Genomic DNA, 25,349 nt, shown 5'->3' on the forward strand with positions numbered 1-25,349 from the left:
CGTGCCATACTTTCTGACCGTCACTTTCCATCGCCATATTGATGACCGCCCTTTCCGCGTCTATAGGCTTTAACTGCAACCCGCTCGACCGCCGCTCCGACAAACGCGACGATTCTTCCTTTATCGAGCGCCTGCGCAATGACGCAGCTTCGCGCTTTCTCGTCTTCAATGGCGACGTCCCGTTGCTTAAAAGCGCCCGCGAATATGACCCGTGGTTTCTTGCAAACGAAACCGCCGCTTTCGGCGATCCTCTTCAAAGCGTGTTCCTTGGAGAGGAAAGCGACGGAAGTGGACGCTTCGCACTCGGCTTCGCGCCCGTGCCGCAGGATTCATCGGCAAATCCGGATCATGAACGCATCGACCTCCGCTCTATCGCGACGCGTGGACTCGTTACCGATGCCACGCTCGGAATACTCGCTGAGGCGAAGTCGATGCTCGACTGGCATCGCCGCCACTCTTTTTGCGCGAACTGCGGTGCGGCCACCCGCATTGGTGCGGCCGGCTGGCAACGCATTTGCGATGTATGCGAAGCGCGCCATTTTCCGCGCGTCGATCCAGTCGTGATCATGCTCGTGATCGATGGCGATCGATGCCTGCTCGGACGCCAGCGCCAGTTCGCGCCGGGAATGTACTCGGCGCTTGCCGGCTTTGTCGAACCGGGCGAGACCTGGGAAGACGCCGTGGGTCGCGAAGTCATGGAAGAAGCACATGTGACGTGCGCGAAGGTTGTTTTCTTTGCATCGCAACCATGGCCCTTTCCTTCATCGCTGATGATTGGCTGCTTCGCGCAGGCGAGCGATACCCACATTGTGGTCGATACGAACGAACTCGAAGACGCCCGGTGGTTCTCACGCCAGGAGGCTGCGGCAATGCTCGCTGGAACACATGAAAGCGGCCTGTCAGCGCCCAAGCCATTCGCTATCGCTCATCATCTGCTGAAGGCCTACGTTGATAAAGGGGCGTCGGTCCTCGGCAGTTGAGCACATCGCCTCAACCTTGGCGTTGATCGTCACGGCACCAGCGCGCGGCGCGTTACGGCATGGGCCTGCTATTCACTATTCACGCGTCGCGCTTGTTCGGTGTCTCGCCCCGATGTGCCGGCATTCGCCATTGCACGTGCAGCAGATGGTCCCGCATACGTGCAGCAGCGGTTTCGCCATCGCGCTCGATCATTGCATCGACCACAACCAGATGCTGCTGGGCGAAGTGCCGCCGCGTTTCCTGATCGGCAGTTTTTTCACGCAGGTTCGGTTTTGCACGCATGCCGTTGACGGCTTCCATGAGCGCGATGATCGCCGCATTTCGCGTTGCCTGCGCAATAAGCAGATGAAAACGATGATCCCATTGCTGCCACTCGAGATCGTCGTTCGCAATGGCATTGCGCTTCGCGCACTTCTCCAGTTCGGCCAAATCCTCAGGGCTCGCCTTGCGCGTGGCGAGTTCAACGAGCGCCGGCTCGATCATGAGCCGCATTTCGGCAATATCGGCAGGACTCGAGCCTGTGCGCAAGCTGCGCATGGAGGTAGCGAACTTCAGCGGCCGTGAACCGAGATAAGTGCCGCGTCCGACACCGCGCCATACCCTTCCCGACGCCTCCAACGACGCCAGCGCACCGCGCAATTCGCGCCGGCTAATACCGAGCGCTTCGGCGAGTTCTCTTTCGGGCGGCAACGCGTCGCCGTCCCGCAAATTGCGTTTGACGATATAGCCAAGCACCGCGTCGAGTGTCTGATTTTCCATAGGCTTTTTGAACCAATTTTCATTGGTTCATTACATTAACACGCGCAAGAGCATTGCGTCTAAATTAACGGTGCAGTAATCTCGCAAAAAATCGCGCTTAAATGTTCTTCATTACATTGGATCCGCGGTTTTACTGAACCATCGTGCATTGGTTCGCACCGCTGGATCTTGATCCCGGAAACAGAAGTCTTATGGCTTTCACGACACGACCCGAGCTTATTGGCACCTTCGGCATGGTGGCATCGACACACTGGCTCGCCAGTGCATCTGCAATGGCTGTCCTCGAAAAAGGCGGCAATGCCTTCGATGCGGCGGCCGCCGCAGGCTTCGTGCTGCAGATCGTCGAACCGCATCTGAATGGCCCTGGCGGCGAGTTGCCGGCCGTGTTCTACAGCGCCAAAGAAGACCGCGTGCGCGTGCTCTGCGGTCAAGGCGTGACGCCCGCCACCATGACAATTGCGCGAATGCGCGAACTCGGACTCACGGTAATGCCGGGCACCGGACTGTTGCCCGCTGTCGTTCCCGGCGCGTTCGGCGGATGGATGACGATGCTTCGCGACTACGGACAATTGCCGCTCGAAGATGTCATGAGCTATGCAATCGGCTATGCGGAGAACGGTTATCCGGTGCTGCCGCGCATGGCGTCCTCGATTCTCGCGATCCAGGACTTCTTCAACACCGAATGGCACACATCCGCTGCGCAGTGGCTTCGCAACGGCGAGGCGCCCCGCCCCAATCATCTGTTCGCCAATCCCGCGATCGCCGAGACCTATCGGCGCATTTTGCGCGAGGCCGGCACGAGCGGCGATCGGGCGGAACAATGCGAGCGCGCGCGTGAAGTGTTTTATCGCGGATTTGTTGCCGAGGCGATCGATCAGTACTTCCGTACGACAGACGTGCTCGACACGTCGGGCCAGCGCAACCGCGGCTTGCTCGAAGGCTCGGACCTGGCGCGGTGGGAGCCGACGTATGAAGACGCGCTCTCGTACGAATATGAAGGATTCCAGGTGCACAAGACCGGGCCATGGGGACAAGGACCCATGTTCTTGCAGCAGCTTGCGTTGCTCAAGGGTTTTGATCTCGCGAGCATGGATCCTCTGGGTCCGGATTTCGTCCATACGGTGATTGAATGCGCCAAGCTCGCGTTCGCCGACCGGGACGTGTTCTACGGCGACCCCCGCTTCTCCGACGTTCCAATGGACATACTTTTGAGCGACACCTACAACGAAGCAAGGCGTCGCCAGATCGATCCGCGCCGTGCATCGTTCGAATTCCGGCCAGGGGAGTTGAACGACAGCGCCAGACGCAAAGCGCTTATTCTCGCCAATGCCGGACGCCAGCAGCCCGGTGGTTTTGGACAGGGCGAACCGACCTTCGCGCCGCTGCCCGAATTGCGCGGCGACACGGTGCATCTCGATGTCGTGGACCGGTGGGGCAACATGGTGTCGGCGACACCTTCGGGCGGCTGGCTGCAGGCATCGCCCGCAGTGCCTGGCCTTGGTTTCAACATCACCACGCGCGGGCAGATGTTCTGGATGGAGGAAGGCCTGCCTTCGTCGCTCGGTCCGGGACGCCGTCCCCGGACAACGCTTTCACCCACGCTCGTGACGCGCGACGGCAAACCCTATGCGGCATTCGGCACGCCGGGCGGCGACCAGCAGGATCAGTGGTCGGTCCAGCTCTTCCTGCGGCATGTGCACGGCGGCATGAACCTGCAGGCCGCGGTTGACTCGCCTTCGTTCCAGACCGCGCATTTTCCCGGTTCGTTCTACCCACGTGAAATGTCGCTCGGCAAGATGTCCGCCGAGGGCAGCTTTCCGCAATCCACACTCGATGAACTGCGGGCCCGCGGCCACGAGCTCACGATTGCGGAGCCCTGGACACTCGGGCGTGTGTGCGCCGTGGGTATTCGCCATGGCCTGATGCGCGGTGCGGCTACACCGCGCCAAATGCAGGCGTATGCAATCGGGCGCTGAAGCGAATTCCCGCTTTCCCTTTTCTGGAACCTCTCGACCATGTCTGCTATTGCCGCGCGACTCGAACGGCTGCCTCTTTCCGGTTTTCATCGAAAATTGCTGTTGATCGGCGGGCTGGGCTACATGTTCGATGGCCTCGACTCGTCGTCGCTCGCGTTCCTGCTGCCCGTTGTCAGCAAGCTGTGGCAGCTCAGCAGCGCGCAGACGGGACTGGTCGCGAGCAGTACCTACATCGGTTATTTCTTCGGCGCTTTTCTCTCAGGCGTGCTCGCCGATGTGATCGGCCGCCGCCGCATCATGATGAGCGCGCTTGCAATCTATTGCGTCGCTTCGCTCGGCAGCGCAACGGCACATGACTGGCACGTGTTTTTTGCATGGCGGGTTGCCGCGGGATTTGGTTCAGGCGCCGAGACGGTGGTGATCGCGCCGTTTCTCGCCGAGTTCGTGCCTCGCCGGTATCGCGGCATGTTCTGCGGCGCGCTTGTTGGCTTCATGTCGTTTGGCTATCTGAGCTCGTCGATACTCGGCTACACGGTGGTACGCACATTTCCGGATGGATGGCGCTACCTTGCCGTGATCACCGCACTTCCGGTGGTGATGCTGCTCTGGTGGCGGCGGACGCTCCCCGAATCGCCGCGATGGATGGAAAGCCAGGGGCAGACCGTGCAAGCCGGTCGCGTTCTGGACGAGATCGAGACGTGGTATTCACGTCGTGGCATCGCGCTCGCCCCGCTTGCGGCAGTTGAAAACGTCCCTACAGTCGCGCCGCGAAACGGCGGCGCGCTCGAAAACGTGATGATGCTCTGGTCGCGACCGCTCGCCAAGACAACGGCGGTAAGTTGGCTGATGTGGTTCTCGGTGGCGTTCGCCTACTACTCGTTCTTCTCATGGATCCCGAGCCTGCTACTCAAGGAAGGCTTGACGATGACCAAGAGCTTCGGCTTTTCCATCGCTATCTATGGTGCGCAGATTCCGGGCTATTTCTCGGCCGCGTGGCTCAACGAAAAGATCGGCCGCAAGGGCGTGGTCGCTTCGTACATGACACTGGGCGGCATTGCGGCCATCGTCCTTTCAATGGCGCATACGGGTCCCGAGATCATTGCGGCCGGCATCTTCCTGTCGTTCTTCATGAACGGCGCGTTTGCCGGCGTCTATGCCTATACGCCCGAGATTTTCCCGACCTCCGTGCGCACGACGGGCACCGGCTCGTCGTCGTCTTTCGGTCGAATAGGATCAGTCAGCGCTCCGATTCTGGTCGGCCTCGTGTACCCGGCATTCGGCTTTTTCGGCGTGTTCGCCATGACCACCGCCGTGCTGCTCGCGGGCGCTTGCGTGGTGTTTTTCCTCGGCATCGAAACACGCAACCGTTCGCTCGAAGACATCGAAGTCAATGGCGCAATTGAAGGCGAGGGACGCGGGGCACTTGCTTCTATCGACTTGCGCCGCTGACGCGTTGGTTGTCTCGTTAGTTACCCGAACAATTAGCCAAGCTTGATGACTCGTGCTTGCGAAACATCTCACATTGGAACGAACCGCACGTGACACGTCCGCTACAGATTCATGATCTCGAGCAGCTTTCAAGCGCCATGCGGCAACCCGGCCAGCCGATGACGCTATTTCGCGCGGTTGCGGCCGTCGCTGCGGAAACGATCGGCTATCGCCTTTTCACCATCATGGCTTACGACGCGCGTGAACACGAAGTGGAGCGTGTCTTTACCAACATGCCCGACGTATATCCGAACGGCGGCCGCAAGAAAAAGCACGGCACGCCGTGGTCGATGCAAATCCTGCAAGAGCTTCAACCGTTTCGCGGAGAGACGGTGCACGATATTCGCGCTGCCTTCGACGATCACACGGTGATGACGGAGCTGGGCCTCGGATCGATTCTCAACATACCCATCGCGTTCGATGGTCGATGTGTCGGCACCATGAACCTGACTCACGTCGAACACTGGTACAAGCGCGAGCACGAAGATGCGGGCTTGTTGCTCGGCTCGTTCCTGGCTTCTGCGCTGATCAACCTGGCCCATGGCATTTCATCGGGAAATCGACCATGAAACCGGTGTCGCGGGAAGCCCGGCGATGGCTCGTTGTCTTCGCGCTCGGTTATCTCGCGTTGCTGGTCGACGGAGCCGACGTGATGATGTACGGCCTCACGCTCACGCGCATCAAGAACGAGTTCGGGCTGAGCAACGTTGAGGCCGGCGCGCTTGGCAGTCTGACGCTCGTTGGAATGGCGGTGGGCGGAATTTTCGGCGGATGGGCCAGCGACGCGCTGGGGCGCGTGCGGGTCGTCGTATGGGCGCTCGCGCTGTTTTCGTTGGGCGCGGGCTTGCTGGGGTTCACGCACAGTTTCCTGCAGTTCGCCGTGGTGCGCTTCATCAGTTCGCTTGGTATTGGCTGCATGGTGCTTGTCACTACCCTGGTCGCCGAGTACGTGCCGACCGCGCGACGATCGCTGATACTCGGCATGCTGCAGACGGGCGTGTCGGCGGGTTATATCGTTGTCATTGCGCTAAGTAACTGGATACTCCCGGTCTACGGATGGCGAATGATGTTTTACATCGCGACGGTGCCGGTTCTGCTCGCATTCGTCATCTACCGGTTTGTACCCGAACCGCCGGGATGGCGTGCAAGCAAGATCGCGCGGCAACGCGGCCCGCGTCGTTGGCGCGATAACCGCTATTACCTCATTTTTTCGGATCGTCGTGCCCGCACCATGTTCGTGCTGTGGTCGCTCGCGTCGGTGTTTGCGTTATCGGGTTTCTACGGCTTGAACAACTGGCTGCCGACCTATCTGGAGAAGGAGCTGCATGTTCGCTTCGGCTCGATGGCAAGCTACATGATCGGCACTTACGTAGTTGCGTTCGTGGGCAAGATCGTCGCGGGATGGCTAGGCGATGTATGGAGCCGGCGCGCAGTGTACGTGCTCGGTTGTACGGGCGCGGCACTTTTCCTGCCGGTGATTGTCCTGTTCCACACGCGAGAAAACATAGTCTGGCTGATGCTTTTCTTCGGCTTCCTGTACGGATTTCCACTCGGCGCGATGGGCGCGTTCATGTCGGAAAGTTTCGCGACGCACGTGCGCGGCACCGCCGTGGGCGGTTCGTACAACATAGGCCGCTTCTGCTCGGGCGCTGCGCCCGTTGTGATCGGCTACATTGCCACGCAGTCATCGTTTGGCGTGGGTTTTCTCTTTGTCGGCGCGGTGTTTTTCATGAGCGGTATCTGCACGTTATTCATTCCAGATCGCCTATACGATGCAAGCGCGAAAGAGCCGGTTCCCGTCAATGTGCTGCCTGAACGCGATCTGACGGACACGGCCAAACCAGCGAACGCGCTGGATGCACGTTGATCGAAAGTCGAAGTCGCCGCGCAAGGCGAATGCCATGACGTCTGAACCTGGCGTAAGGCGCGAGCTTCGATACCTCGGTCATATTGCAATCGCTCGCGTGCGGCGCTCGTTCAATGGCGCAACTTGCTTCATTGATGCACGCGCCCGCTATTTCGTCTGCCTGCGCTGCGGCGTGCCGCGCTTCTCCGGCAGATCTTCGGTCGTGTTTGCGCGTGACGGTTTTGCGGTTGTTCGCGGCGGGATATTTACGAAAGCGACGATCTCGTTGTGATTCTGCCGGCCTCTGAACGGATAAATAACCTCCGCCTTCGAAAGTCGCAGAAACCGCTCGACCTTCACCTCTTTGCGCTCCCCGATAGCAACGGACTGATAGATAGTCCATTGCAAAGGCGCTGTTTTCTTGCAGATAAAAAAGATGCCCGATGCTGGGGCGATCAACTCGGGCTTCCAGTAATCGTTGATATTCTGCGAAGCATCCCCGCGCATTTTGTGCGCAGCGTTGTCGGCGTTAATACTTTGCAGATGCTGAAATCCCTGGGCCGCGTATGCAGCGTCGTTGGCATAGAGTCCGTTATTGTCGTGACAGAACTTGATCAGCCCTTGACCTGGATTGACGTAGATTCGCAGCGAACAACCATTCATGCCGGCGGTCAGCGCCGTAGCGCCTATACGCACGTCGTAGCCAATATCGCATTCACCGACACCGCTCTCAATGTACGGATACCAGTAGGTCGCGCCGTCACCACCCGGTGTAGTCGTCAAGGCCGAAACAGCAGTACCTATGCCATATTCAACTGATACATCAACATTCTTATTGCCGTTGCGGCCTATGGCGTCGATATGCCGGTCACCTTTGACAATACATGGGCCACCGACATTCGATGCGCCTAACTGCCGGAACACGAGGGATCTTTGCTTGAGCGTGCCGAGCGGCATGGCTTCGAACGTCCGCCAGTAAATCAAATTCTCCTCTTCTTCGCTCGGAGCGGGCATGGCGATTTCCTTACTAAGGTTTGGTTTGGATTTTCGCGTATCGCTTCGATAGTGCTCGCGCTCGCCTTCATCGCGTGAACGATGGGCGAGACGCAGCATGCAAGCATTTCAGGCGCGACTACGGAACAACAGCCGAAGCGTGCGTTCTATTCCATTCGCACGCAAAATTGATGAGCATGGAGCCAAGAGAGGCAAGTCAAGCGCAGCGGGATGCGCCCGATAAACCAGGCGGAGCCCAAAAACAAAACGAGCTCCGCCTATGTACCGCCAAGTTTTTAAGGCGCATCGGTCGAAAGTTCCAGGCGCATTTCACCGACGCTCAACACCTGCCCCGACGGTGAATTCGGCCCGTTCACACGCACGATCGAAATTACGACCTCACTAAGATTGGTCACACCGAGATTCTGCAGAACATCGGACGCAGGCAAGATCAGTACACCACCGTGATGATGGACCGCACTCGACACCTCGAACGGCCCGAACGTGCCCAGGAAATGCCCGGGGCTGTCAGCGTCCGCATCGCCTGCTGCTGGAAGATTCACGTAGATATTGTAGTAATACCCGCCGCCTTTCCCCGCGTTGGTCACAGCGACATTATCAAGAACAATGCTTGGATACTTGAACGCCTTCGTAGCGCCCTTGGCGTTCGGTGCGAGCGCATTGTTCTCGGATGCCGCGTTCGGCGACATTGCATCTTGCAACGAAGACATAGCCGATGCCTGCAACGGAATTCGCGCGCTGACCGACTTTTCGTTGAGCATCAGATTCGTGACGCCGCCAAGCGAACGCCGGTTCGTCGCGATGGAGCGCGCGGCGGTCGTTCCAAAGGTGCCGAGCGCAGGCCGCGCGAGGATCCGACCGGTTTGCGCCTGGACTCGGATGATGCGCCCTTCTTGTGCATTCATGGGCAACGAGGTCGGAACTTTATCGTTCGAATAATCATAGCCGAGCAACGACGGCATATACGTTTTCGATCTCGCCATGGTGAGGCCTGGCGCATAGTTGAACGTCCCCGCCCAATACGAACTGTTTTGCGCGGGCAGAATGGTAGGAGGCTGAAGCGCCCAGGCGTGCCAGAGCCGGTCGACATTGGCATGGTGAAGATAAAAGATCGGATCGGTTGGCGACTGCATATCAGCCATCCATCCGCCGATAATATTATGGACAGGGTTATGAGGCGCCGATTCGAAGAGGGCTTCGTACGAGTTCGACGTTCCTCGTTGGAAGTTGATGATGTTCTTCGCCCACGGCGCAATGGTCAGCGCCGAATAAACGTTCGAGTTGACCCGCCCCGCGACGTACAGCGGATTGCTGGTGGCGGGATCCGTGAATTCAGAGGGAATTGTCGGATATGTGAAGTAATCCCAATACGGCAAGGTGAGCGTGCTGTCACCGGAAACAGCGCGTAGTTGCTGTTCGAAGTAGTAGATGTATCCCCTGTGCCAAGCGAGAAAATACGGAGCCGTGTGCGGACAATAATTGACGTGCACATTCACCCAATAAGCCCAGGAGGTCGGCTTGGTTGCGTCTGTTACGGCTTTCATCAGTTTCACTGCGTTCAGAAACGCCGCATAGTGTGGCGTCGTCTTAAAAGCTTGCCACTCCAGACGAATAGACGTGGTGGTTGCGCTTATGGATGGTAGAGGAAGTGACATCAATGCAGCGGCAGACGCGGAACCTCTCAAGAAGGCGCGCCGATCAAACGGATTGGTTGTCATGCAAATTCTCCTCGGGTCGGAGAGGCGTTTGGGGAAGTTCCGGGATGGTGACCAAGGGATCGCTTTAGCCGGATCCCTTCTGCGTCGCTTCATAGCCCCCACGTACACGATAGGCGAGCACCTACTGAAGGCACTGAGCAATGTCTTGCGTTACGTGCGCAAGCTCACATAACGCCGCATCCAAACCACCATCGGCTGAATATACTTTTGCGACGTACCACCGTGACGCAATCGGCTAATACGGTTCCACTGGATGATCGATTAGTGCTTCTACTTATATTTGCTTTCTCACTAGGAAATGGTTGTCGCTAAGACGCACGTTCGAAGTTTGCGCGCCTTGCTTTTCTTCAGTTCAAAAACGGATTAACACCTGCTTTAACCGGGTTACCACTAATCAAAAAATATCCGTCTCGAATGCATAAGTGTTTTCGTTTGCGTGCGTTCGAGGCCAGTTATATTCTTGAGGAAAGAATCAAATTACATGGGGCCACGTCGATCTTCACTAGCGCCTCGAGCGTGAGATCGAAGAGGGCCAGCCACATCGTGCTGCTGCGAATACCAACAAGTGGAGAGGGAGATGCGCAACGCAAATCTGCGTGTGGAGGTTATCCGCGATGCGGAGCGCTTTCTCGCGTTGCGAACTGACTGGGAAGATTTGTGGACGAGATCGAACGGTCAGTACCACGAGTCGTTTCTGGTGTGCTGGCAGAGCTGGCTGAATATTGCGAAGCCGCGTGGCAGCCAGTTGCGGTGCATTGTTGCGTACGCAGACTTCCGGCTTGTCATGATCTGGCCGCTTGCGGTCTCAGCTCGCGGATTGTGGCGCGTGCTGCGTCCGTTGGGTCCCGAGGCTGCCGAATACACGAGCATTCTGATTGAACCGGACGCTGACAACCAGGCGCTGACGAGGCTCGCCTGGCGCACTGCAACGAAGCAGTGCGGGGCCGATGTCGTCAGGCTTCCCTATTTCGGCATCCAAACCGAAATGTATGATCTGGTATCGAAAGAGCGATATCACATATTCGGGGATGCGCATCCCGCTTCCGTTGCCAGGTTATCCAAAGAATCGGACTGGGCTGCATACGCCGGGTCTCTAGGCACCCTGTCGGGTAAAAAGCCTGGAGCGCTCGAACGGCGGCTTGCCAAGCAAGGTACGGTGAACGTCCGCGTTCTCACGCCGCTCGACGCAGAAGAAAACGCCAGGCTTGTTGAATGGACGCTCCTGCGTAAACGCGAATGGGCTTCACGCGTGGACAAGAAAGGCGCATGGCTATATTCGTCGAGCTATTTCGATTTTCTCGTTGCACTTTTGAACACCCACGAATCGCGGCCAATCGCGCGGCTTTGCTTGATCACGCTGAACGGCGAGCCGTTGGTGACGACAATCATCGGTATTGGTCAATCATCCATCAAGGGCATCATCACCGGCTTCGATGAGCGTTTCGCGAAATTCAGCCCGGGACAACTGGTTGTCGAATACATGGTGAAGTGGGCATTCGACAATCACTTCGACTTCGACTTCGGCGTGGGCGCGGAAAGCTTCAAGGCGTATTGGAGTCGTGGCAACACCGTAACCGTTGCTAGCGCGCAGATTGCAGCGACTACATGGGGACGTGTTGCGCTCAACGTCAAGGAACTTGTCGAGAAAGATGGCAAGCGACCGATGCGTATGCGACGAACGACGTTGGAAAGATTTGGAGCGTTACAAACCGCCGTGCTCGATAAGCTTAGTCGGCAGACCGTTGATGCAACGGAGGATGCGAGTTCCACGCGCACTAGGGATCGCGAACGTTGTTGATGTTCATAACGCTCTTAGCGTTGGCAACTCTTGGTTCGTTCGATACGCGCACTTGAGGCAGTGGCCGCGCAGTGGAATCTTGAAGCCCACAGGCCGCCTGTCGCGTCGTGTCCAGCACGCTTGATAGTCGAGGACTTTGGTATGAGCAAACCTCTGTCGTATTCGGCCTGGAAGTCGAGCGCAACGTGTCGCCGCTGCGGAAACCGCATTCAAAGTCATGACCAATGTTGCGATCTGTGCGGCGCATTTAACTTCGCGGAAATCAGCTATCAACGCGGCGCGGAATATACCGAGGACCGGCTGCCGCGTGGCAACGTGAATGTGCAGCTTCCACTGGATTTGAAACCGGGAGCGCTTCCGCCGGAGTTTCATAAATACAAAGCGAGTTCCTACTCCTCGCCGCAACCCTTCAGGCAGCGTACGCTAAGCCTGAAAGCCGCGTTACTGTTAGCGTGTGCGGTCGGCTTGATTGCGGGCGGCCTGACTTATCTACGCTTTGGAACATCGAGCTTGGAAAATGAACCTGCATATGACACACGACCAACTGTCGCTACAGCGGTGCAGACAGAACAAGTCGATGCGCGGCCAGACGAGCCCGCCAATGTTGCCTACATGAGCCCTAAAGCGCTGCACGAGATCCAGAACATGCTCGACGATAAACATGTTTCGGGATCTCAGGCGGCATCGACAATGCAAGAAGAAAACCCGTTGGAGGCCACGTTTGTGCCCAGCCCCAACCGTACCGTGTCGCCACCCACGTCCGGTTCCCACGCGCCAAACGTCCCAGCCGCGCGGCGCTCTTCGCCGATGATATCTGGGGCAGATGCGGAGCAGCAAGCCACCAAAACGCCAGCCTTCTCAGATTCACGCGATCCTGACGCGCTGGAACTAGCCATAAAACAATATGGGTGGAAGGCTGATTCGCATACCAAGACATCGCGTTAATTTAATAAGCGCTTAAGCATTTAGTATTGCGATTCACATCGGTTTCACTGCGCGCCGTGCGATCTGATCTCCCTACAGCGGGAATGGAATGCAGCAAAAAATCGCAAAAGATATAATTTTTCGCGCCGCAAATTTGCGACTTATTCCGTTGTGAACATAAGGCCTCCGTGAATAATCACGGACCTCTCAGCCGGTTCCTGTCTTCGTGATCCCGCGCTTACACTATTTCGATGCGTTACGCTTGGTTACGAATTACCACCTCTTGGCGCTTGAGTCAGGCATTCAGTCCGATATTATTCGCGGACATTACCTCTGCAAATCTACTTAAGTTGCCTTTGTCCTGATTACGCGCCTCCCGTTTTTCATCGAGTTCCGGAATTAATCTGAAGCGCAAGGCTTTCGCCTTGTACCTCGTCAAAGTCCCGTGATTCAAGAAACGTCTGCGTATCACACGCAAGGGATGCGCGCGCTTGCAAGAACGGCAAATCACGTTTCGGACTCCGTATCAGGTGTTCGGTTTTTCAATCCGCGATCGTTATTGTTCGCGCATATTCGCCTGCTCGACAGGCCCAGGCTAATGTCCAATATCGTTAAATCGAAATCTTATGCAAACATTCCATTTAATCAAATCACCACGCGGCGCAAGTTTTTAACCGGTCTTGCTTTGACCGGTGGCTCCGTTCTGCTCGCCGGCTGCGGCGGCGGAAGTGATGGCGCCAGCGGCTCGAGCGCCGTCGTCAACGATCAGGCCACCGCGGCCGCCGCTGTCACCCCTACCGTTGTTGTCAACGCATCGACGTTTGGCGTCAAAGCGGACGGCAATACCAACGACCGCGTGGCGCTGCAAAATGCCATCAACGGATCGGTCGGAAAGATTCTGCTGATTAGCGGGCAAGTTCGTATCGACGTTGCCGGTCTTGATTTGAAAACCAACAGCTATGTCCGCTTTGCGCAGGGCGCCACGATCAAGCTGCTGCCCCATAATTCAACGTTCTATCAAGTCATGCGGATCTGGGACGTGCAAAACGTGACGGTTGAAAACGCGACCCTCGATGGCAGCAAGGAACTGAACTCGGCCACGCCGAACGCGAACAGCGGCGGCGGGGGAATGGGCTTCTCGATTGCAGGAGCGACTAACGTCACGCTTACCGCACCCACCACGATCAACACCTGGGGCGATGGCATCTACATTGCGAACTCGTACAGTTCGAAGAAAACGGTACCGAGCAACATCAACGTTGCGCAGCACGTGGCTAACGGGTGCCGTCGGCAAGGTGTGTCGATCATTAGCGGCAACGGCATTACGTTCACCAGTCCGCTGTGGGAGAACATAGCGGGCACGAACCCTTCTGCAGGGCTCGACATTGAACCAAATTCGAATGCCGATGTGCTTCAGAACATCAAGATCATTAGTCCGACGACTCGCAACTGCCAGTTCGGTATCGACATCTATCTGGCAGCCCTTCCTGGTCCGATCGCGAAAACAGTCACCATCGATATTTCGAACCATACCGATTACGCCGCAAGCCATGTGGGCTTCAATGTCAGCGGTTTGCATTTGAACGGCAACACGGTCACCGGTCACATTGCAAGCAACTCTCCGACCTTCGTTGGCTCGAAGGTGGGTTACGCGTTGGGTGGATACGACATGGCAGGTCCGTCGGTGGAAGTGACCAATATCACCAAGACCAAGTAACGGCGTGCATCAACCTGCCGGGCTATGCAAAACGCCCGGCGGGAATGCGACTACCTTGCGGTTTTTCAGCCGTCTGCTAAACCACCGACCTTAGGCCGCGAAATGTCTAACTGTTGCTTGGGCGATGTACGCCTACAACACAAAAACGGTTGCTTTGCTATGCACGGCAACGCACATATCGGCGTGCTAACATGGTTTAGGAAAGATGCCGCGCGCGAGTCATCCGGCTCGCGCGTTGCCCTAAGCCTTTAATGCAAAGAAGGGAGCGACGGCAACTTTGCAACTGTCGGAGGAGGTATGTCACTACTTAGCATAGCCGGCACGGTTGTTTTTATCGGCGTCCTAGTGCTCTCGCTAGTCGCCGTGCTGGATATCGCGCTCTTCAAACCCAGTTCGAGGCGAGGTCGCAAGTCTCAACCAGAGCCAGGCGTCAATGCGCGAACGGCTAGCAAGCAGCCCCTCGCCTCCCACAAGTCCGATCGCAGTTCCTGAAGACTCCTCTGTTGCACCGCAACTAGCAAGCTCTCCACATTCTTTCTTCGCGTCTCACCTTCATATTTCTCTTTGTTAGCTGCCACTTCAAGTCGCGGGTAGCTGGCGTTTTGCCATCGTTTCGACGTAGGTTTTCTCGTAACGTTGCCAGCTCGCTTCCATCGAAAAAAAGCTAACAACGCGGTTTCTCGCAGCGCGCCCGAGTGCTATGCGTTCGGTACGTGGCTCGTTCAACATCGCGCTTAACGCGCGGCCGAGCGCTTGCGGATTTTCAGCGGGCACCACACGTCCAGTCGCTCCGATAAGAAATGCGGTGTCGCCCACGTCAGTCGCGACACAGGGCACTTCGCACGCCATCGCCTCGCCAATCACGGTAGGTAGCCCTTCACTTTTAGACGAGAGACAGAAGACATCGAGCGCTGCCAGCAATGTTTGCGGCTCCGGCAGAGGGCCGAGTAAATAGCATGCGTGTCTCAGACCCGCGGTATCGAGCAATGCGATCAACTCGGCGTTGCTCTGGTCTAGACCGTGGCCTGCCATCACAAAGCGGCAGTGCGGCATGGAATGGAGCACCTCGCGCATCGCGGAAATGAAAGTACCGTAATCCTTGACCAGGTGATATCGGCCGATCACTCCAACCAGCGGCACGTCGTCGCCAATACCGAGCGAGCGGCGCAAGGACGCACGGGCGGCCGGATTTGCGCGGAAGCGCTCCAGGTCGATGCCGTTGTGAATCACCGTCATGCGTCGAGGGCAGTAGCCGCCCTTGTGGTGAGACAACCTCGCCGCTTCGGCGCAACATACGATTGCGTCTGGAACGACAGACGACACCAGCGCACAACTTCGCGCGACCCAGCGCGTTGCCCGGCTGCTACCGGTGAGCCGCAAATCGGTATGGTGGATGCCCCAGACGAGCGCCGGCCGCCTGATGCGCGAGCCGCGATACCACCGGGCCAATTGTGCCGCGTAGGTCGCTGCGCCGCCCATGAAGTCCGCGTGATACATCCACGTCTGAACGACATCCGGTTCAAGTTCGTCCAGCCATTGCGCAAGCTTACGGAACAGCCGCGCGCTCGGCAAACCATTGTTCATGCCCAGAATGCGCACCTCGACACCAAGCATTGAAATGCGATTGGCGAGCGGCGCTTGCGGCGACAGTGAAATGACCACATGTTTGAGGCCGTCGCGTCTCGACGTGCGGATCAGTCGCACCAACATTGTCTCTGCGCCGCCAATAGACAAATCCGTGATGACGTGGACGATTTTCACGGAGCGATGCTCCCGCTCTGCGGCACGGTTCGCGGCGCAGGCTCGAGCAGTTCGCGATATACCGCAAGCGTACGTTCGATCACAATACGCTCGTCGAATTCGCGCAGCGCTTTTTGCCGTGCGGCCCGGCCGAGCTTGCGGCAAAGCACGCGGTCATCGTCGAGCAGCCGGATCGCGTCGGCAAGCGTTTTGCTGTCACCGACTGGAACAATGAGACCGTCCTCACCGTTGATGGAAACCACCTCGCGGCATCCAGGCGCGTCCGTAATGATGAGCGGCAATGCGCACGCTGCCGCTTCGATCATCGCCTTCGGCAAGCCTTCGCGGTAACTCGGAAGTACTGCAACGTCCGTGTGCGCGAAGAGTTCCGGCATGTCGCTGACGTGGCCAAGCCACTCGACCGAACCTTCCTTGATCCATTCTTGAAGCGACGCGTTGTCGACACTCGCCGGGTTTCCAGGGTCCGGTGCGCCAGCGAGAATGCAACGCACGCTGCGGCCCTCGCCTTTAAGGGTTCGCGCGGCATGGACGTATTCAGCAATACCCTTATCCCAAAGCAGCCGTCCTGCAAGCACCACGCGTAGCGGAGCGCTTCTGTCCGGCTCGGCTTCTTCCGGCCGTGGCTTGAAACGGGTCATGTTGACGCCCGATCCTTTGATAACTCGAATGGAATTTTCATCGATAATATTTGCCTCGCGGAACAACCGGAGATCGTCGGGATTTTGCAGGATCACGATGCTGCCCTTGCATCCCATCGCCATGCTCATGACGCTGCGCACAACTGGCCGCAGCACTCGCGCCCGCATGTCGCGGCTGCTGAATACGTAGCCCATGCCGGCGACCGCATTGACACGTGCGGCCACCCCGGCAAGCCGCGCGGAGAGTGACCCGTACACCGCGCATTTGATCGTGAAGCCGTGCACGAGATCCGGCCGCTCGCGCCGCAAGAAACGCACGAGCCACGCAATCAGCATCATCTCGCGCAACGGATTGAGACTTCGCCGGATCATTGGCACGGGCTGCCATTGAAACCCGAGAGTGCGCAGTCGAGGACCATATTCGCCGGGTGGCGAGAGAAGAACGACTTCGTGTCCTGCGTCGCGCAATGCACAGGCGAGCGAGAGCCGGAAGTTGTAGAGATACCAGTCGGTATTCGCGAAGAGAACGATCTTATTCATGTCGACTCCTTATTGAAATGCCGGCTGGTTCGGTTGCCAGCACGCGCGTCTCCGCATTCATCTGGTCACTGGATGCGCGTGGCGTCGTGCGGACGCCAACTTGCTGAAAGAGCGCGTCCCATTTTTGCAGCACCGTATCTACCGAATATCGGTTACGAATCGATTGCGCCGCCCTCGACCCGAGTTCCGTGCGCAAGGAGTCGTCGACGAAAAGCCGGCGAAGGCCTTGTTCCAGCGCGTCCTTGTTGCCCGTGGGAATCAGCAGCCCGTCGCTGCCGTCGCGCATCAATTCGCGCGGGCCGCTACGGCAATCGAACGAGATGGCTGCCACGCCGAGTGCCATGGCTTCCATGAGAGCCATTGGCAACCCTTCGAACCGCGATGTCAGAGCGAAGACGTCCGAACGCAGCATTTCGTTCCATGGCGAGTTTGTCTTGCCCGGGAGAAACACGCGCCCTGCAAGTCCTGCCGCCACGATCTGCGCCTCGAGCTCCGCACGCTTCACTCCTTCGCCCCATATCCACAGTTCCCAAAGCGGGAACTCGCGGGCGAGCGAAGCGAAAGCGGCAATCAACACGTCATACTGTTTTTGCTCGTGCAGCCGTCCGACCGAAACAAGCCGCCGTGCACGGTCTACTGGCGTGTTCATGTCAGTTTCGTCAAGCGCACTGGATGACTCCGACAGCGCAAACAATTCGCGCGGTAACGGATTGGGCATGACGGTCAACCGCCGCACTGCCGGATTCGTTTTCTCGAACCTCGCTGCGGCGCTTTCCGTGAGCAACGTCACCATGCTTGCTCGAGGATAAGCATTGCGACACGCAATGCGCCAGAATCGCGAGCGTCCATCCGCCGATGGGTCGTTGTGCTCGCAAACAACCACCGGAACATGCAGTCCCGCTGACGCCACGATTGCAGCAACGTTCACGTTCGTCAGAAATGAAATGACCACGTCGTAGTCGCCGTCGCGAATCAGATTACGCAACGCGAGCAGACGCGTGACGTAACCTCGGAATCCACGCCGGCGAACACCCGCCAGATCGGCGAGATAGACCAGACGCACACCATTTGCAAGGCGATAAAAACATTCGCCTCTTCCACTGAAGGTCAGGACCAGCGTCACGCTGTCGCCTCTTTGCGCCCACGCGTTGACAAGCGTCGAGGCGACCCGTTCCGCTCCGCCGCTACCCATCGAACTCACGAGCAACAGGATTTTCATGACCGGTTCGCCGGCGCTGGGGCCCAGCGGTTCGTGTAACAAATATAGCAAAGCAACGTGGTCGCATGCATCAGCGCAGTGCCGGCAAGAATGCCGGGCACGCCTAGCCAATGACTCATCGCCACGTTGCCGATTACCTTCACGACAAAGCTCACCAGCGCGATCAAAGCCATTTCCCGGTAACGGCTGGCGCTGGCGAAGAGCGTCAGCAATACGAGCCCGGAAAAATAAAATGGCACCTGCGCCAAGCCCCACCGGAATAACTCGGCCACCGCGGCTGTATCTTGCGCATTGAACGCGCCACGCTGGAACAGCAGCGCCACGAGATGCGGCGCCAGCAGCCATGCCACCAGCGCGACGGCCCCGCCAAGTAGAACCATCAGCAAGGTCCATTTAAGCGCGGTGCGTCGCGCGCGCAGTGAATCGCCGCTACCAATGATGTCCGACAGTATGGGCAACGTAGCCTGACTGATCGCCAGCGCTCCCATGCTCAGCAAAAGCGACAGCACACGGTTGGCATATCCGAGCGTGGCAATCGCGCCGTCGCCGAAACCGGCTACGAAATATTGGTCAAGTACGGGCGTGCAGCACATCACCATCTGTCCCAGCGCGAGCACGCGCACGGCCCTGAAAATCCGCGTCCATTGTGGTGCTTTGAACGTGAGCCGCGGTCTGGAGCGGACTGGATCGATCCGCACCGAGAGCGCGCGCACGACGAGCGTCTGAATGATGTATCCGCCCACTGTGCCGCAGATAAGTGGCAGCACTGCAGTGTGATCGCTTGCAAAGAGGACGAAGATCAGGACGAGACCGGCCGGCAGTCCGTCGAGCAGCGTATTGATATGCCGCTCTCGTGATTGCAGGCGCGACGCGTAAGCGCACGACAGAAGCATCAGCACGCCGATAGGTGCCATCGTCAGCATCATCTGGCGGCAGATGGCCCGTGTCTCAAGAGAGAGGTTCGTTGCAATGAGATGCAACGCAAGTGGCCAGAATACGTACAGGAGAATGGTGAACAGCACGCCGGCTGCGATTGCCCATGCTTCGAGCTCGCCGAGAAAACGCGCCTGATCATCGACTGATTGCTGATGCAGATTGACAAACACCGGCACCAGCACAATGCCGAACACGGTAGCCACTGCCACGGGCAGCCAGCTCACCAGCGCCATGGTCAGCTGGTAGGCATCGACTACGCCACCTGTTCCGTACCGGTAGGCGATCGCCATTTCCTTGAAGGCGCCCGCGCATCGGCCGGCGAGCACGAAGACCGATATGCGCATCGCTCCACGGGCGATCCGCAAGTGGTCAGGATGAATCTGCAGGAGCTTGACTCGCCACGCGCCGAATTGGGGAATCACACGCTCACCTCCCCGCCCTGCGCATGCCCGTACTTAAACCAATGTCTTCTTCCTCGAAACAAGCACGCTCCGCGACAAACCGCACGTACCATGGCATCGCCAACCGGATTCCTTCGAGAAGCGGTATCTTGCGTTCGTAGCCCAACAGCTGTTCAGCCTTATCCACATTCGCTTGCGAATGACGGATATCACCGGCGCGAGCAGGACCATACACGGGGCCATGCTCGCGCAATGCAACACCGTGACCGGCGAGCGTTTCTTTTAAGTAGTCATACAACTGGTTGAGCGTGGTGCGATCGCCGACCGCGACGTTATAGACCTGGTCGCGGCTCGAGTCGTCTGCCAAGGCTGCGAGCAAATTGGCCTGAACCGCATTGTCGATGAAACAGAAATCGCGGCTGGTCTCGCCATCGCCGTGGATCAGGACTTCGTCGCCGTTGATGAGCGCCGCCGTCCAGCGCGGAATCACGGCAGCGTACGCCCCTTCGGGGTCCTGGCGCTGTCCGAATACATTGAAGTAGCGAAGACCGATAGTACGGAGACCATAATTTCTAGCAAACACCGACGCATACAGTTCGTTTGCATACTTGGTGACTGCGTAGGGAGAAAGCGGCTGGCCAATGTGATCTTCCACTTTCGGCAAACCCGGATGGTCCCCGTAAGTGGAACTCGACGCCGCGTAGGTAAAACTTTTCACCTGCGCGTCGCGCGCTGCAACCAGCATGTTCAGATGGCCGCTGACATTGACTTCGTGCGTGGTGATCGGATCCTGTACCGAGCGCGGAACCGAGCCGAGCGCGGCCTGATGCAGCACGTGGTCCACATCGCGTACCGCAGCTTCGCAATCCCTAAGCCGTCTGATGTCGCCTTCCAAAAATGAAAAGCGCTGCCACTGGGCAGTGCTGACGAGCGAGCACACTTCATCGAGATTTCGACGATGCCCGGTTGCGAAGTTGTCCAAGCCTACGACGCGCTGATTCAACTTGAGCAGCGTTTCCAGCAGATTCGAGCCGATGAAACCCGCAACACCCGTCACCAGCCACGTTTGTGGGTATCGGGCAAGATCGCGCCGTATGCGTTCGTAGCGGTTTAACATCGACGGCTCCTACGGGTCACGTTGCTTTAATCTCGATCGTGGACATTCCGGACGTCACAGGCGCAGGTCGCTCGCCTCGGCAGGCAGCACATATTTCAGGTCGTACAGCACGTGCCGCGATTTGCCGAACGAGCGCAACTTCTCGGCGCCCCACTCCACGAACTGACGATGCGCAACGGCAACAACGGTTGCGTCATATATGCCTTGTGCGGGTTCATCGATAGGATCGAGCCCGTATTCGTGTCGAGCTTCCTCCTTCGATACCCATGGATCGAACACATCGACGAGCACTCCGTAGCGCTTCAGGCCGTTCACCACATCGACCACCCGCGTGTTGCGAAGATCAGGACAGTTTTCCTTGAACGAGAGGCCAAGCAGCAGCACCCGCGCGCCGGTGATGTGAATGTCGTGGCGCGTCAACGCCTGAATCAACTGCGCGACGACGTAGTCTCCCATGCTGTCGTTCAATCGCCGCCCCGCGAGGATGATCTCCGGGTGATAACCGATCGACTGGGCCATGTGCGTCAGATAATAAGGATCGACGCCAATGCAATGACCGCCTACAAGGCCGGGCCGGAAAGGCAGGAAATTCCACTTGGTGCCCGCTGCAAGCAACACCGCCTCCGTGTCCAGACCGAGCTTGTTGAAGATGATGGAGAGTTCATTGACAAGTGCAATGTTGAGATCGCGTTGCGTATTCTCGATCACCTTCGCGGCCTCGGCGACGCGAATGCTGCTCGCCTTGTGCGTGCCTGCCGTGATGATTTCCTGATAAAGCGCATCAACTACATCGGCAATTTCAGGCGTTGAGCCAGAGGTGATCTTGCGAATGTCGCTGACGCGATGCGCCTTGTCGCCCGGATTGATCCGCTCCGGGCTGTAGCCCGCGAAAAAATCCACGTTGTACTTCAGGCCGGACACGCGCTCGAGCAGCGGTACGCATTCATCTTCGGTCGCGCCGGGATAGACCGTCGATTCGTAGATCACGATATCGCCCGGCTTCAATACAGACCCTATGGTTTCAGTTGCCCTGATCAGCGGACCGAGGTCTGGCCGCTTGAAGCGATCTATTGGCGTAGGCACCGTCGCAATGAACACGTTGCACGCCCGGAGCTTTTCCATGTCGTACGTGAAAGTCAGGCCGCGTGAGGCAGCCAGTTCTTCCGGGCTGATCTCGAGCGTAGCGTCGCGTCCCTCGAGCAGACTCGAAATGCGCGCGCGGTTGATATCGAATCCAAGTACGGAACGGCGTTTTCCAAACTCCACCGCCAAAGGCAAGCCCACGTACCCCAAGCCGACCACCGCGACGCTCAGATCATGTGACGCACGCATAACCGATCTCCTTTAAAGCAAGCATGCCGTTCGAGCGGCCGTTGCGGCCGTCGCAATGAGGTGATTGCTGCCGTGAGGTATTTAGTGCGACGGACCGCCGTAGTCATATGCAGCGTATGAGCGGCTGCCATAGCGTCGCGCAAGTGCGTAGTCGGTCGTGTTCATGTTGGTCCCGTTCAACAGCACGCCATTCACTTTTGCACCGGTCTGCGCGAGCCGCTTGATCGACTCCTCGAGCTCGCCTGAACGCGTGTCGGCAAAACGCGCGACCAGGAACAGCAATCCGGCGGCGGGCACCATGATCCCCGCGTCGGAGACCACGAGCACAGGCGGCACGTCGATGATCACGACGTCGTAGCGCGCAGAGACGGTCGAAACGATCTCGCGGAATCTCGGCAACATCACCAGTTCAGATGGATCGGCCGGATACGGGCCCGTTTGCAGCACATCCAGACGCGGAAGCACGTCTTGCGCAATTGCGGCGTCGAGCGCGCACGTGTCCGCCAGAACGTCAGAGAGCCCAACGCCCGGCGTGAGTCCCACGTATCGATGTACGCGTCCCTTGCGCAGGTCCGCGTCGATAAGCAGAACGCGCTTGCCGCCCGATGCAAACAGCGCAGCCAGATTGACCGAGAGGAACGACTTGCCAATGCCGGGCAATGGACCCGTCAGCATCACCACGTTGTTCCGCGCGCCGATCAGCGCGAACTGGAGCGCCGAGCGCAGGATGCGCAGCGCTTCTATCGACGGATCTTTCGGGTCGATAGAGGCAAGCAGCAGATTCTCATAACTCTTCTCCTTCATCTTTCTATCCAGCATCTCTTGCTTGGCGCTTTGCGGAATGGTCGCGACCACGTTGAGTCCCGTCGCCACTTCGATTTCCCGCGAATCCGTCACGCCACGGAAGATATAGTCGCGCGCGAGCGCAAGTCCGATACCGGCGAACATGCCAAACACCGTCGAGACAAGTATGACCAGCCACTTCACCGGTTTGACCGGCCGCTCCGGGACATCGGCAATATCGATCAGTTGTGCGGACCCCGCTTTGCCTGCCTGAATGACGCGCAGCTGTTCAATGTTATTGCGAAGCGCCGTGTACAAGTCGGTATTGACACGCACGTCCCGCATTAGGCGCATGGCGCCCTGCTGCTCCGTTGGCATTGCCTTGACTTGCAGGCTCAGGTCATCGATATACCGCTGCGCTGCAGCGATCTGCTTGTCGAGCGAGATCACCGTTGGATAGGTGCGGGAAAACGTCGCCATCAAGGTGTCGCGCCGGCGCTGAAGGTCGATCATTTGCGTGGTTGCATCTGCACTGCGCTGCAAGAGCAGCCGCGCCTCTTCGTTCATGTCGAGCAGCGCGTGACCATTACGATAGTTGTTATAAGCGTCTTCGGCTTCCCTGACCTGACGCGCCATGGTCGGCAACTGGCTCTGCAAATAATCGAGGGAATTTTTCGCAATAACTGCCTTGCGTGCTGCATTCCATTGCTCGTACTGACGGCCGATCTCGTTGATTGTGTCCGACGCGCGAACCGCGTCGGGACTTTCTAGCGAGACTTTCAGCACACTTGATTTAGCCCCTTGCTCCTTGATCTTCACGCTTTTCTGCAGATGGTCGATCGTTAGTTGACGCGACTCACGCTTTAAGTCGAACGTGGCCCCGGAACGTCCATTCAGTGCGTCTACGCGCAGTGCAATCGGTCCCCGGCCAGTTTCAAAGTTGGCGAGCTCGCCTACCCGGCCCGTCGCGCCTTGCTCTGGAAGGCCTGGACCGCTGAGGGAATAACTTCCGTCAGAAAGCGCCTTGAGCGTGTAGTTTTCGCCCAGCATCTTTTGGGGAACTTCGAACGCGCTGACCTTGACGGACTCATTGCCCCATACATAGCCGCCCGTGCCCATCAGCCCAGGCTCGGAGAGCGAATCAGCGCGGCGTGCCAGCCACTCTCCGATCACCGGGAAGTAATGCGGCTTCACATAGACGCTGAGGTTGCGTGCTTCAACGGCGCGCGCCACTATGAAACGCGAGCCGATTACTTGCATTTCGCTTTCCGCGGACGACTTCTCGTCGAAACCCGGGGAGATGTTGTTGATGATCTCGTTGCCATCCTGCCGTGACGCTCCGCCGGCAGAGTCGTCCACCTTGATCAGCACACTGGCTTCATAGATAGACGGAGAGAGAAACGCATAAGCCACACCGAGCACCACGAAAATTACAGTAGTGACGATGATCATCACGCGATATTGAATGAGTGCGTCGAGGATCGAAGCAATGCGCGCTTGCTCCGTGTGATCGAAGCCCGGTTCTCCTGCGGAAGCTTGTCTCATACTTTCCCCGCCTTGTTTGTTACGGACTGCTAACCCGTACAAGCGTATCTCACCCTATCAGCAGCATTCGGCGTCATATGTGCGGGAGTGCACACTAGCGATCTGGAAGAACCGGACCTTAAAACTTCATGAATGCAGCGACTTTCGATTAACACTTTTAGATGTCATCTATTCAGATAACACGTCATCCAAAAGGCTCCCCTTCACGACATCCGCCGATGGTCCTGCCAATCCATATCGCGAAGCAACTTCGATTTACGCCCTGAGTAACAGGCGTTCAATCTTAGGAATTGTGTTCATCAAGACGAATACCACTCGAAACCTTCCAACTTCGACGGATTCCACCCGGCTTTAACCAAGCGCATCGGCATAGATCAACGATTCTTAAAACCGCGCCTAAGGAGAGAAAGCATATTCACGAAAATACCGCCCGAAAAACATCAGGCCATACCCTGTAATCGAGTTGGATAACTAGATTCGTCGAGCAATCCTAACTTCATATTTTTCATAACATTGCGATTACCAAACACCGTAGTTTTAGCGTCGTCTCCATGACTATCGACGCTATGTTCGATAGCCCACATTAAGCCGATCAGGTGTAAAAAAAATATGCTAAGGAGGCGGATTGAAAACGTTTTAGATAACCCAATGAATGGAGTTAGCGCTGCTAAGCGCTGCGAACAATGAAGGTAAACCGCAATATAGATCGGCGTTGAAACGGACAGTTTTTTGCCTATGATAAAAGACGCCTACAGGCACAACGTATCGCACGACGTCAATGACGGTTGTCAGTACCAACTAATACGATCTCCGTTGAACGCTGGAGCTCTCAATGCGATTTCAGGGACGTTAAACT

Annotated in this window: 18 protein-coding genes; 8 read left to right on the forward strand and 10 right to left on the reverse strand. The window is 57.6% G+C overall.

The window, feature by feature from the left end:
• Positions 1–41: 41 nt before the first annotated feature.
• The gene (nudC, locus tag ASG35_RS11455; RefSeq protein WP_056356643.1) at positions 42–980 is read left to right on the forward strand and encodes an NAD(+) diphosphatase; all 939 of its coding nucleotides are present in this window, start codon (positions 42–44) and stop codon (positions 978–980) included.
• A gap of 79 nt (positions 981–1,059) precedes the next feature.
• On the opposite strand, the gene ASG35_RS11460 is transcribed toward nudC, so the two are convergent.
• Positions 1,060–1,740 (reverse strand): FadR/GntR family transcriptional regulator, encoded by a 681-nt coding sequence (locus tag ASG35_RS11460; protein WP_056356645.1) that lies wholly within the window; start codon positions 1,738–1,740, stop codon positions 1,060–1,062.
• Between the two features lie 191 nt (positions 1,741–1,931).
• On the opposite strand from ASG35_RS11460, the gene ASG35_RS11465 reads away from it, so the two are divergent.
• The 4 genes from ASG35_RS11465 to ASG35_RS11480 all read left to right on the forward strand — a co-directional run bounded on the left by ASG35_RS11465 (position 1,932) and on the right by ASG35_RS11480 (position 7,071).
• Positions 1,932–3,716, forward strand: a complete 1,785-nt coding sequence (locus ASG35_RS11465) for a gamma-glutamyltransferase family protein (protein WP_056356647.1) — start codon at positions 1,932–1,934, stop codon at positions 3,714–3,716.
• A gap of 39 nt (positions 3,717–3,755) precedes the next feature.
• Complete coding sequence (locus ASG35_RS11470) at positions 3,756–5,165, forward strand: MFS transporter (protein ID WP_056356649.1); 1,410 nt, start codon at positions 3,756–3,758, stop codon at positions 5,163–5,165.
• Positions 5,166–5,302: 137 nt separating this feature from the next.
• A complete protein-coding gene (locus tag ASG35_RS11475; RefSeq protein ID WP_235527536.1) occupies positions 5,303–5,773 on the forward strand; it encodes a GAF domain-containing protein in 471 nt (156 codons plus the stop codon).
• Entirely contained in the window at positions 5,770–7,071 is a 1,302-nt protein-coding gene (locus tag ASG35_RS11480; protein ID WP_082508324.1) for an MFS transporter, read from the forward strand. Before ASG35_RS11475 ends, ASG35_RS11480 begins: the two co-directional genes overlap by 4 nt.
• 147 nt (positions 7,072–7,218) lie before the next feature.
• Here ASG35_RS11480 and ASG35_RS11485 read toward each other — a convergent pair whose 3' ends face one another.
• Both ASG35_RS11485 and ASG35_RS11490 read right to left on the reverse strand, forming a co-directional pair.
• Positions 7,219–8,163, reverse strand: coding sequence for a hypothetical protein (locus ASG35_RS11485; RefSeq protein ID WP_056356654.1), 945 nt, complete (start codon positions 8,161–8,163; stop codon positions 7,219–7,221).
• 176 nt (positions 8,164–8,339) lie between these two features.
• Entirely contained in the window at positions 8,340–9,608 is a 1,269-nt protein-coding gene (locus ASG35_RS11490) for a tyrosinase family protein (RefSeq protein WP_235527513.1), read from the reverse strand.
• Between the two features lie 751 nt (positions 9,609–10,359).
• On the opposite strand from ASG35_RS11490, the gene ASG35_RS11495 reads away from it, so the two are divergent.
• From ASG35_RS11495 to ASG35_RS11505, 3 genes are all read left to right on the forward strand, one after another.
• Positions 10,360–11,580 carry a GNAT family N-acetyltransferase gene (locus tag ASG35_RS11495; protein ID WP_056356658.1) on the forward strand — a complete coding sequence of 407 codons (1,221 nt, stop codon included), beginning with the start codon at positions 10,360–10,362 and terminating at the stop codon, positions 11,578–11,580.
• 141 nt (positions 11,581–11,721) lie between these two features.
• Positions 11,722–12,525: a hypothetical protein gene (locus ASG35_RS11500; RefSeq protein ID WP_056356660.1), complete on the forward strand. Its 804-nt coding sequence runs from the start codon at positions 11,722–11,724 to the stop codon at positions 12,523–12,525.
• 460 nt (positions 12,526–12,985) lie between these two features.
• Positions 12,986–14,221 carry a hypothetical protein gene (locus ASG35_RS11505; protein WP_235527514.1) on the forward strand — a complete coding sequence of 412 codons (1,236 nt, stop codon included), beginning with the start codon at positions 12,986–12,988 and terminating at the stop codon, positions 14,219–14,221.
• Between the two features lie 579 nt (positions 14,222–14,800).
• On the opposite strand, the gene ASG35_RS11510 is transcribed toward ASG35_RS11505, so the two are convergent.
• From ASG35_RS11510 to ASG35_RS11540, 7 genes are all read right to left on the reverse strand, one after another.
• Positions 14,801–15,982: a glycosyltransferase family 4 protein gene (locus ASG35_RS11510; protein ID WP_156393112.1), complete on the reverse strand. Its 1,182-nt coding sequence runs from the start codon at positions 15,980–15,982 to the stop codon at positions 14,801–14,803.
• Positions 15,979–17,160, reverse strand: coding sequence for a glycosyltransferase family 4 protein (locus tag ASG35_RS11515; RefSeq protein WP_056356663.1), 1,182 nt, complete (start codon positions 17,158–17,160; stop codon positions 15,979–15,981). The genes ASG35_RS11510 and ASG35_RS11515 overlap by 4 nt, the downstream gene beginning before the upstream one ends.
• A complete protein-coding gene (locus ASG35_RS11520) occupies positions 17,153–18,379 on the reverse strand; it encodes a glycosyltransferase family 4 protein (RefSeq protein ID WP_082508361.1) in 1,227 nt (408 codons plus the stop codon). Before ASG35_RS11520 ends, ASG35_RS11515 begins: the two co-directional genes overlap by 8 nt.
• Complete coding sequence (gene murJ / locus ASG35_RS11525; protein WP_235527515.1) at positions 18,376–19,737, reverse strand: murein biosynthesis integral membrane protein MurJ; 1,362 nt, start codon at positions 19,735–19,737, stop codon at positions 18,376–18,378. Before murJ ends, ASG35_RS11520 begins: the two co-directional genes overlap by 4 nt.
• Positions 19,738–19,741: 4 nt before the next feature.
• A complete protein-coding gene (locus ASG35_RS11530; RefSeq protein ID WP_056356665.1) occupies positions 19,742–20,833 on the reverse strand; it encodes an SDR family oxidoreductase in 1,092 nt (363 codons plus the stop codon).
• 54 nt (positions 20,834–20,887) lie between these two features.
• On the reverse strand, positions 20,888–22,165 hold the full coding sequence (gene tviB / locus ASG35_RS11535; RefSeq protein WP_056356667.1) for a Vi polysaccharide biosynthesis UDP-N-acetylglucosamine C-6 dehydrogenase TviB: 1,278 nt from the start codon (positions 22,163–22,165) through the stop codon (positions 20,888–20,890).
• Between the two features lie 81 nt (positions 22,166–22,246).
• Positions 22,247–24,493: a polysaccharide biosynthesis tyrosine autokinase gene (locus tag ASG35_RS11540; RefSeq protein WP_056356669.1), complete on the reverse strand. Its 2,247-nt coding sequence runs from the start codon at positions 24,491–24,493 to the stop codon at positions 22,247–22,249.
• Positions 24,494–25,349: the final 856 nt, after the last annotated feature.

The sequence above is a fragment of the Burkholderia sp. Leaf177 genome, assembly GCF_001424345.1.
Lineage (GTDB): Bacteria > Pseudomonadota > Gammaproteobacteria > Burkholderiales > Burkholderiaceae > Caballeronia.

What these genes read in the sequence shown, in the direction of transcription:
- ASG35_RS11480 (WP_082508324.1), top strand. Translation starts at nt 5,770, where the DNA reads ATGAAACCGGTGTCGCGGGAAGCCCGGCGATGGCTCGTTGTCTTCGCG.
- ASG35_RS11530 (WP_056356665.1), bottom strand. Translation starts at nt 20,833, where the DNA reads ATGTTAAACCGCTACGAACGCATACGGCGCGATCTTGCCCGATACCCA.
- ASG35_RS11475 (WP_235527536.1), top strand. Translation starts at nt 5,303, where the DNA reads ATGCGGCAACCCGGCCAGCCGATGACGCTATTTCGCGCGGTTGCGGCC.
- ASG35_RS11490 (WP_235527513.1), bottom strand. Translation starts at nt 9,608, where the DNA reads ATGAAAGCCGTAACAGACGCAACCAAGCCGACCTCCTGGGCTTATTGG.
- ASG35_RS11505 (WP_235527514.1), top strand. Translation starts at nt 12,986, where the DNA reads ATGCGCGCGCTTGCAAGAACGGCAAATCACGTTTCGGACTCCGTATCA.
- ASG35_RS11485 (WP_056356654.1), bottom strand. Translation starts at nt 8,163, where the DNA reads ATGCTGCGTCTCGCCCATCGTTCACGCGATGAAGGCGAGCGCGAGCAC.
- ASG35_RS11500 (WP_056356660.1), top strand. Translation starts at nt 11,722, where the DNA reads ATGAGCAAACCTCTGTCGTATTCGGCCTGGAAGTCGAGCGCAACGTGT.
- ASG35_RS11520 (WP_082508361.1), bottom strand. Translation starts at nt 18,379, where the DNA reads ATGAAAATCCTGTTGCTCGTGAGTTCGATGGGTAGCGGCGGAGCGGAA.
- ASG35_RS11540 (WP_056356669.1), bottom strand. Translation starts at nt 24,493, where the DNA reads ATGAGACAAGCTTCCGCAGGAGAACCGGGCTTCGATCACACGGAGCAA.
- ASG35_RS11460 (WP_056356645.1), bottom strand. Translation starts at nt 1,740, where the DNA reads ATGGAAAATCAGACACTCGACGCGGTGCTTGGCTATATCGTCAAACGC.
- ASG35_RS11465 (WP_056356647.1), top strand. Translation starts at nt 1,932, where the DNA reads ATGGCTTTCACGACACGACCCGAGCTTATTGGCACCTTCGGCATGGTG.
- ASG35_RS11470 (WP_056356649.1), top strand. Translation starts at nt 3,756, where the DNA reads ATGTCTGCTATTGCCGCGCGACTCGAACGGCTGCCTCTTTCCGGTTTT.
- nudC (WP_056356643.1), top strand. Translation starts at nt 42, where the DNA reads ATGACCGCCCTTTCCGCGTCTATAGGCTTTAACTGCAACCCGCTCGAC.
- tviB (WP_056356667.1), bottom strand. Translation starts at nt 22,165, where the DNA reads ATGCGTGCGTCACATGATCTGAGCGTCGCGGTGGTCGGCTTGGGGTAC.
- ASG35_RS11495 (WP_056356658.1), top strand. Translation starts at nt 10,360, where the DNA reads ATGCGCAACGCAAATCTGCGTGTGGAGGTTATCCGCGATGCGGAGCGC.
- ASG35_RS11515 (WP_056356663.1), bottom strand. Translation starts at nt 17,160, where the DNA reads ATGAATAAGATCGTTCTCTTCGCGAATACCGACTGGTATCTCTACAAC.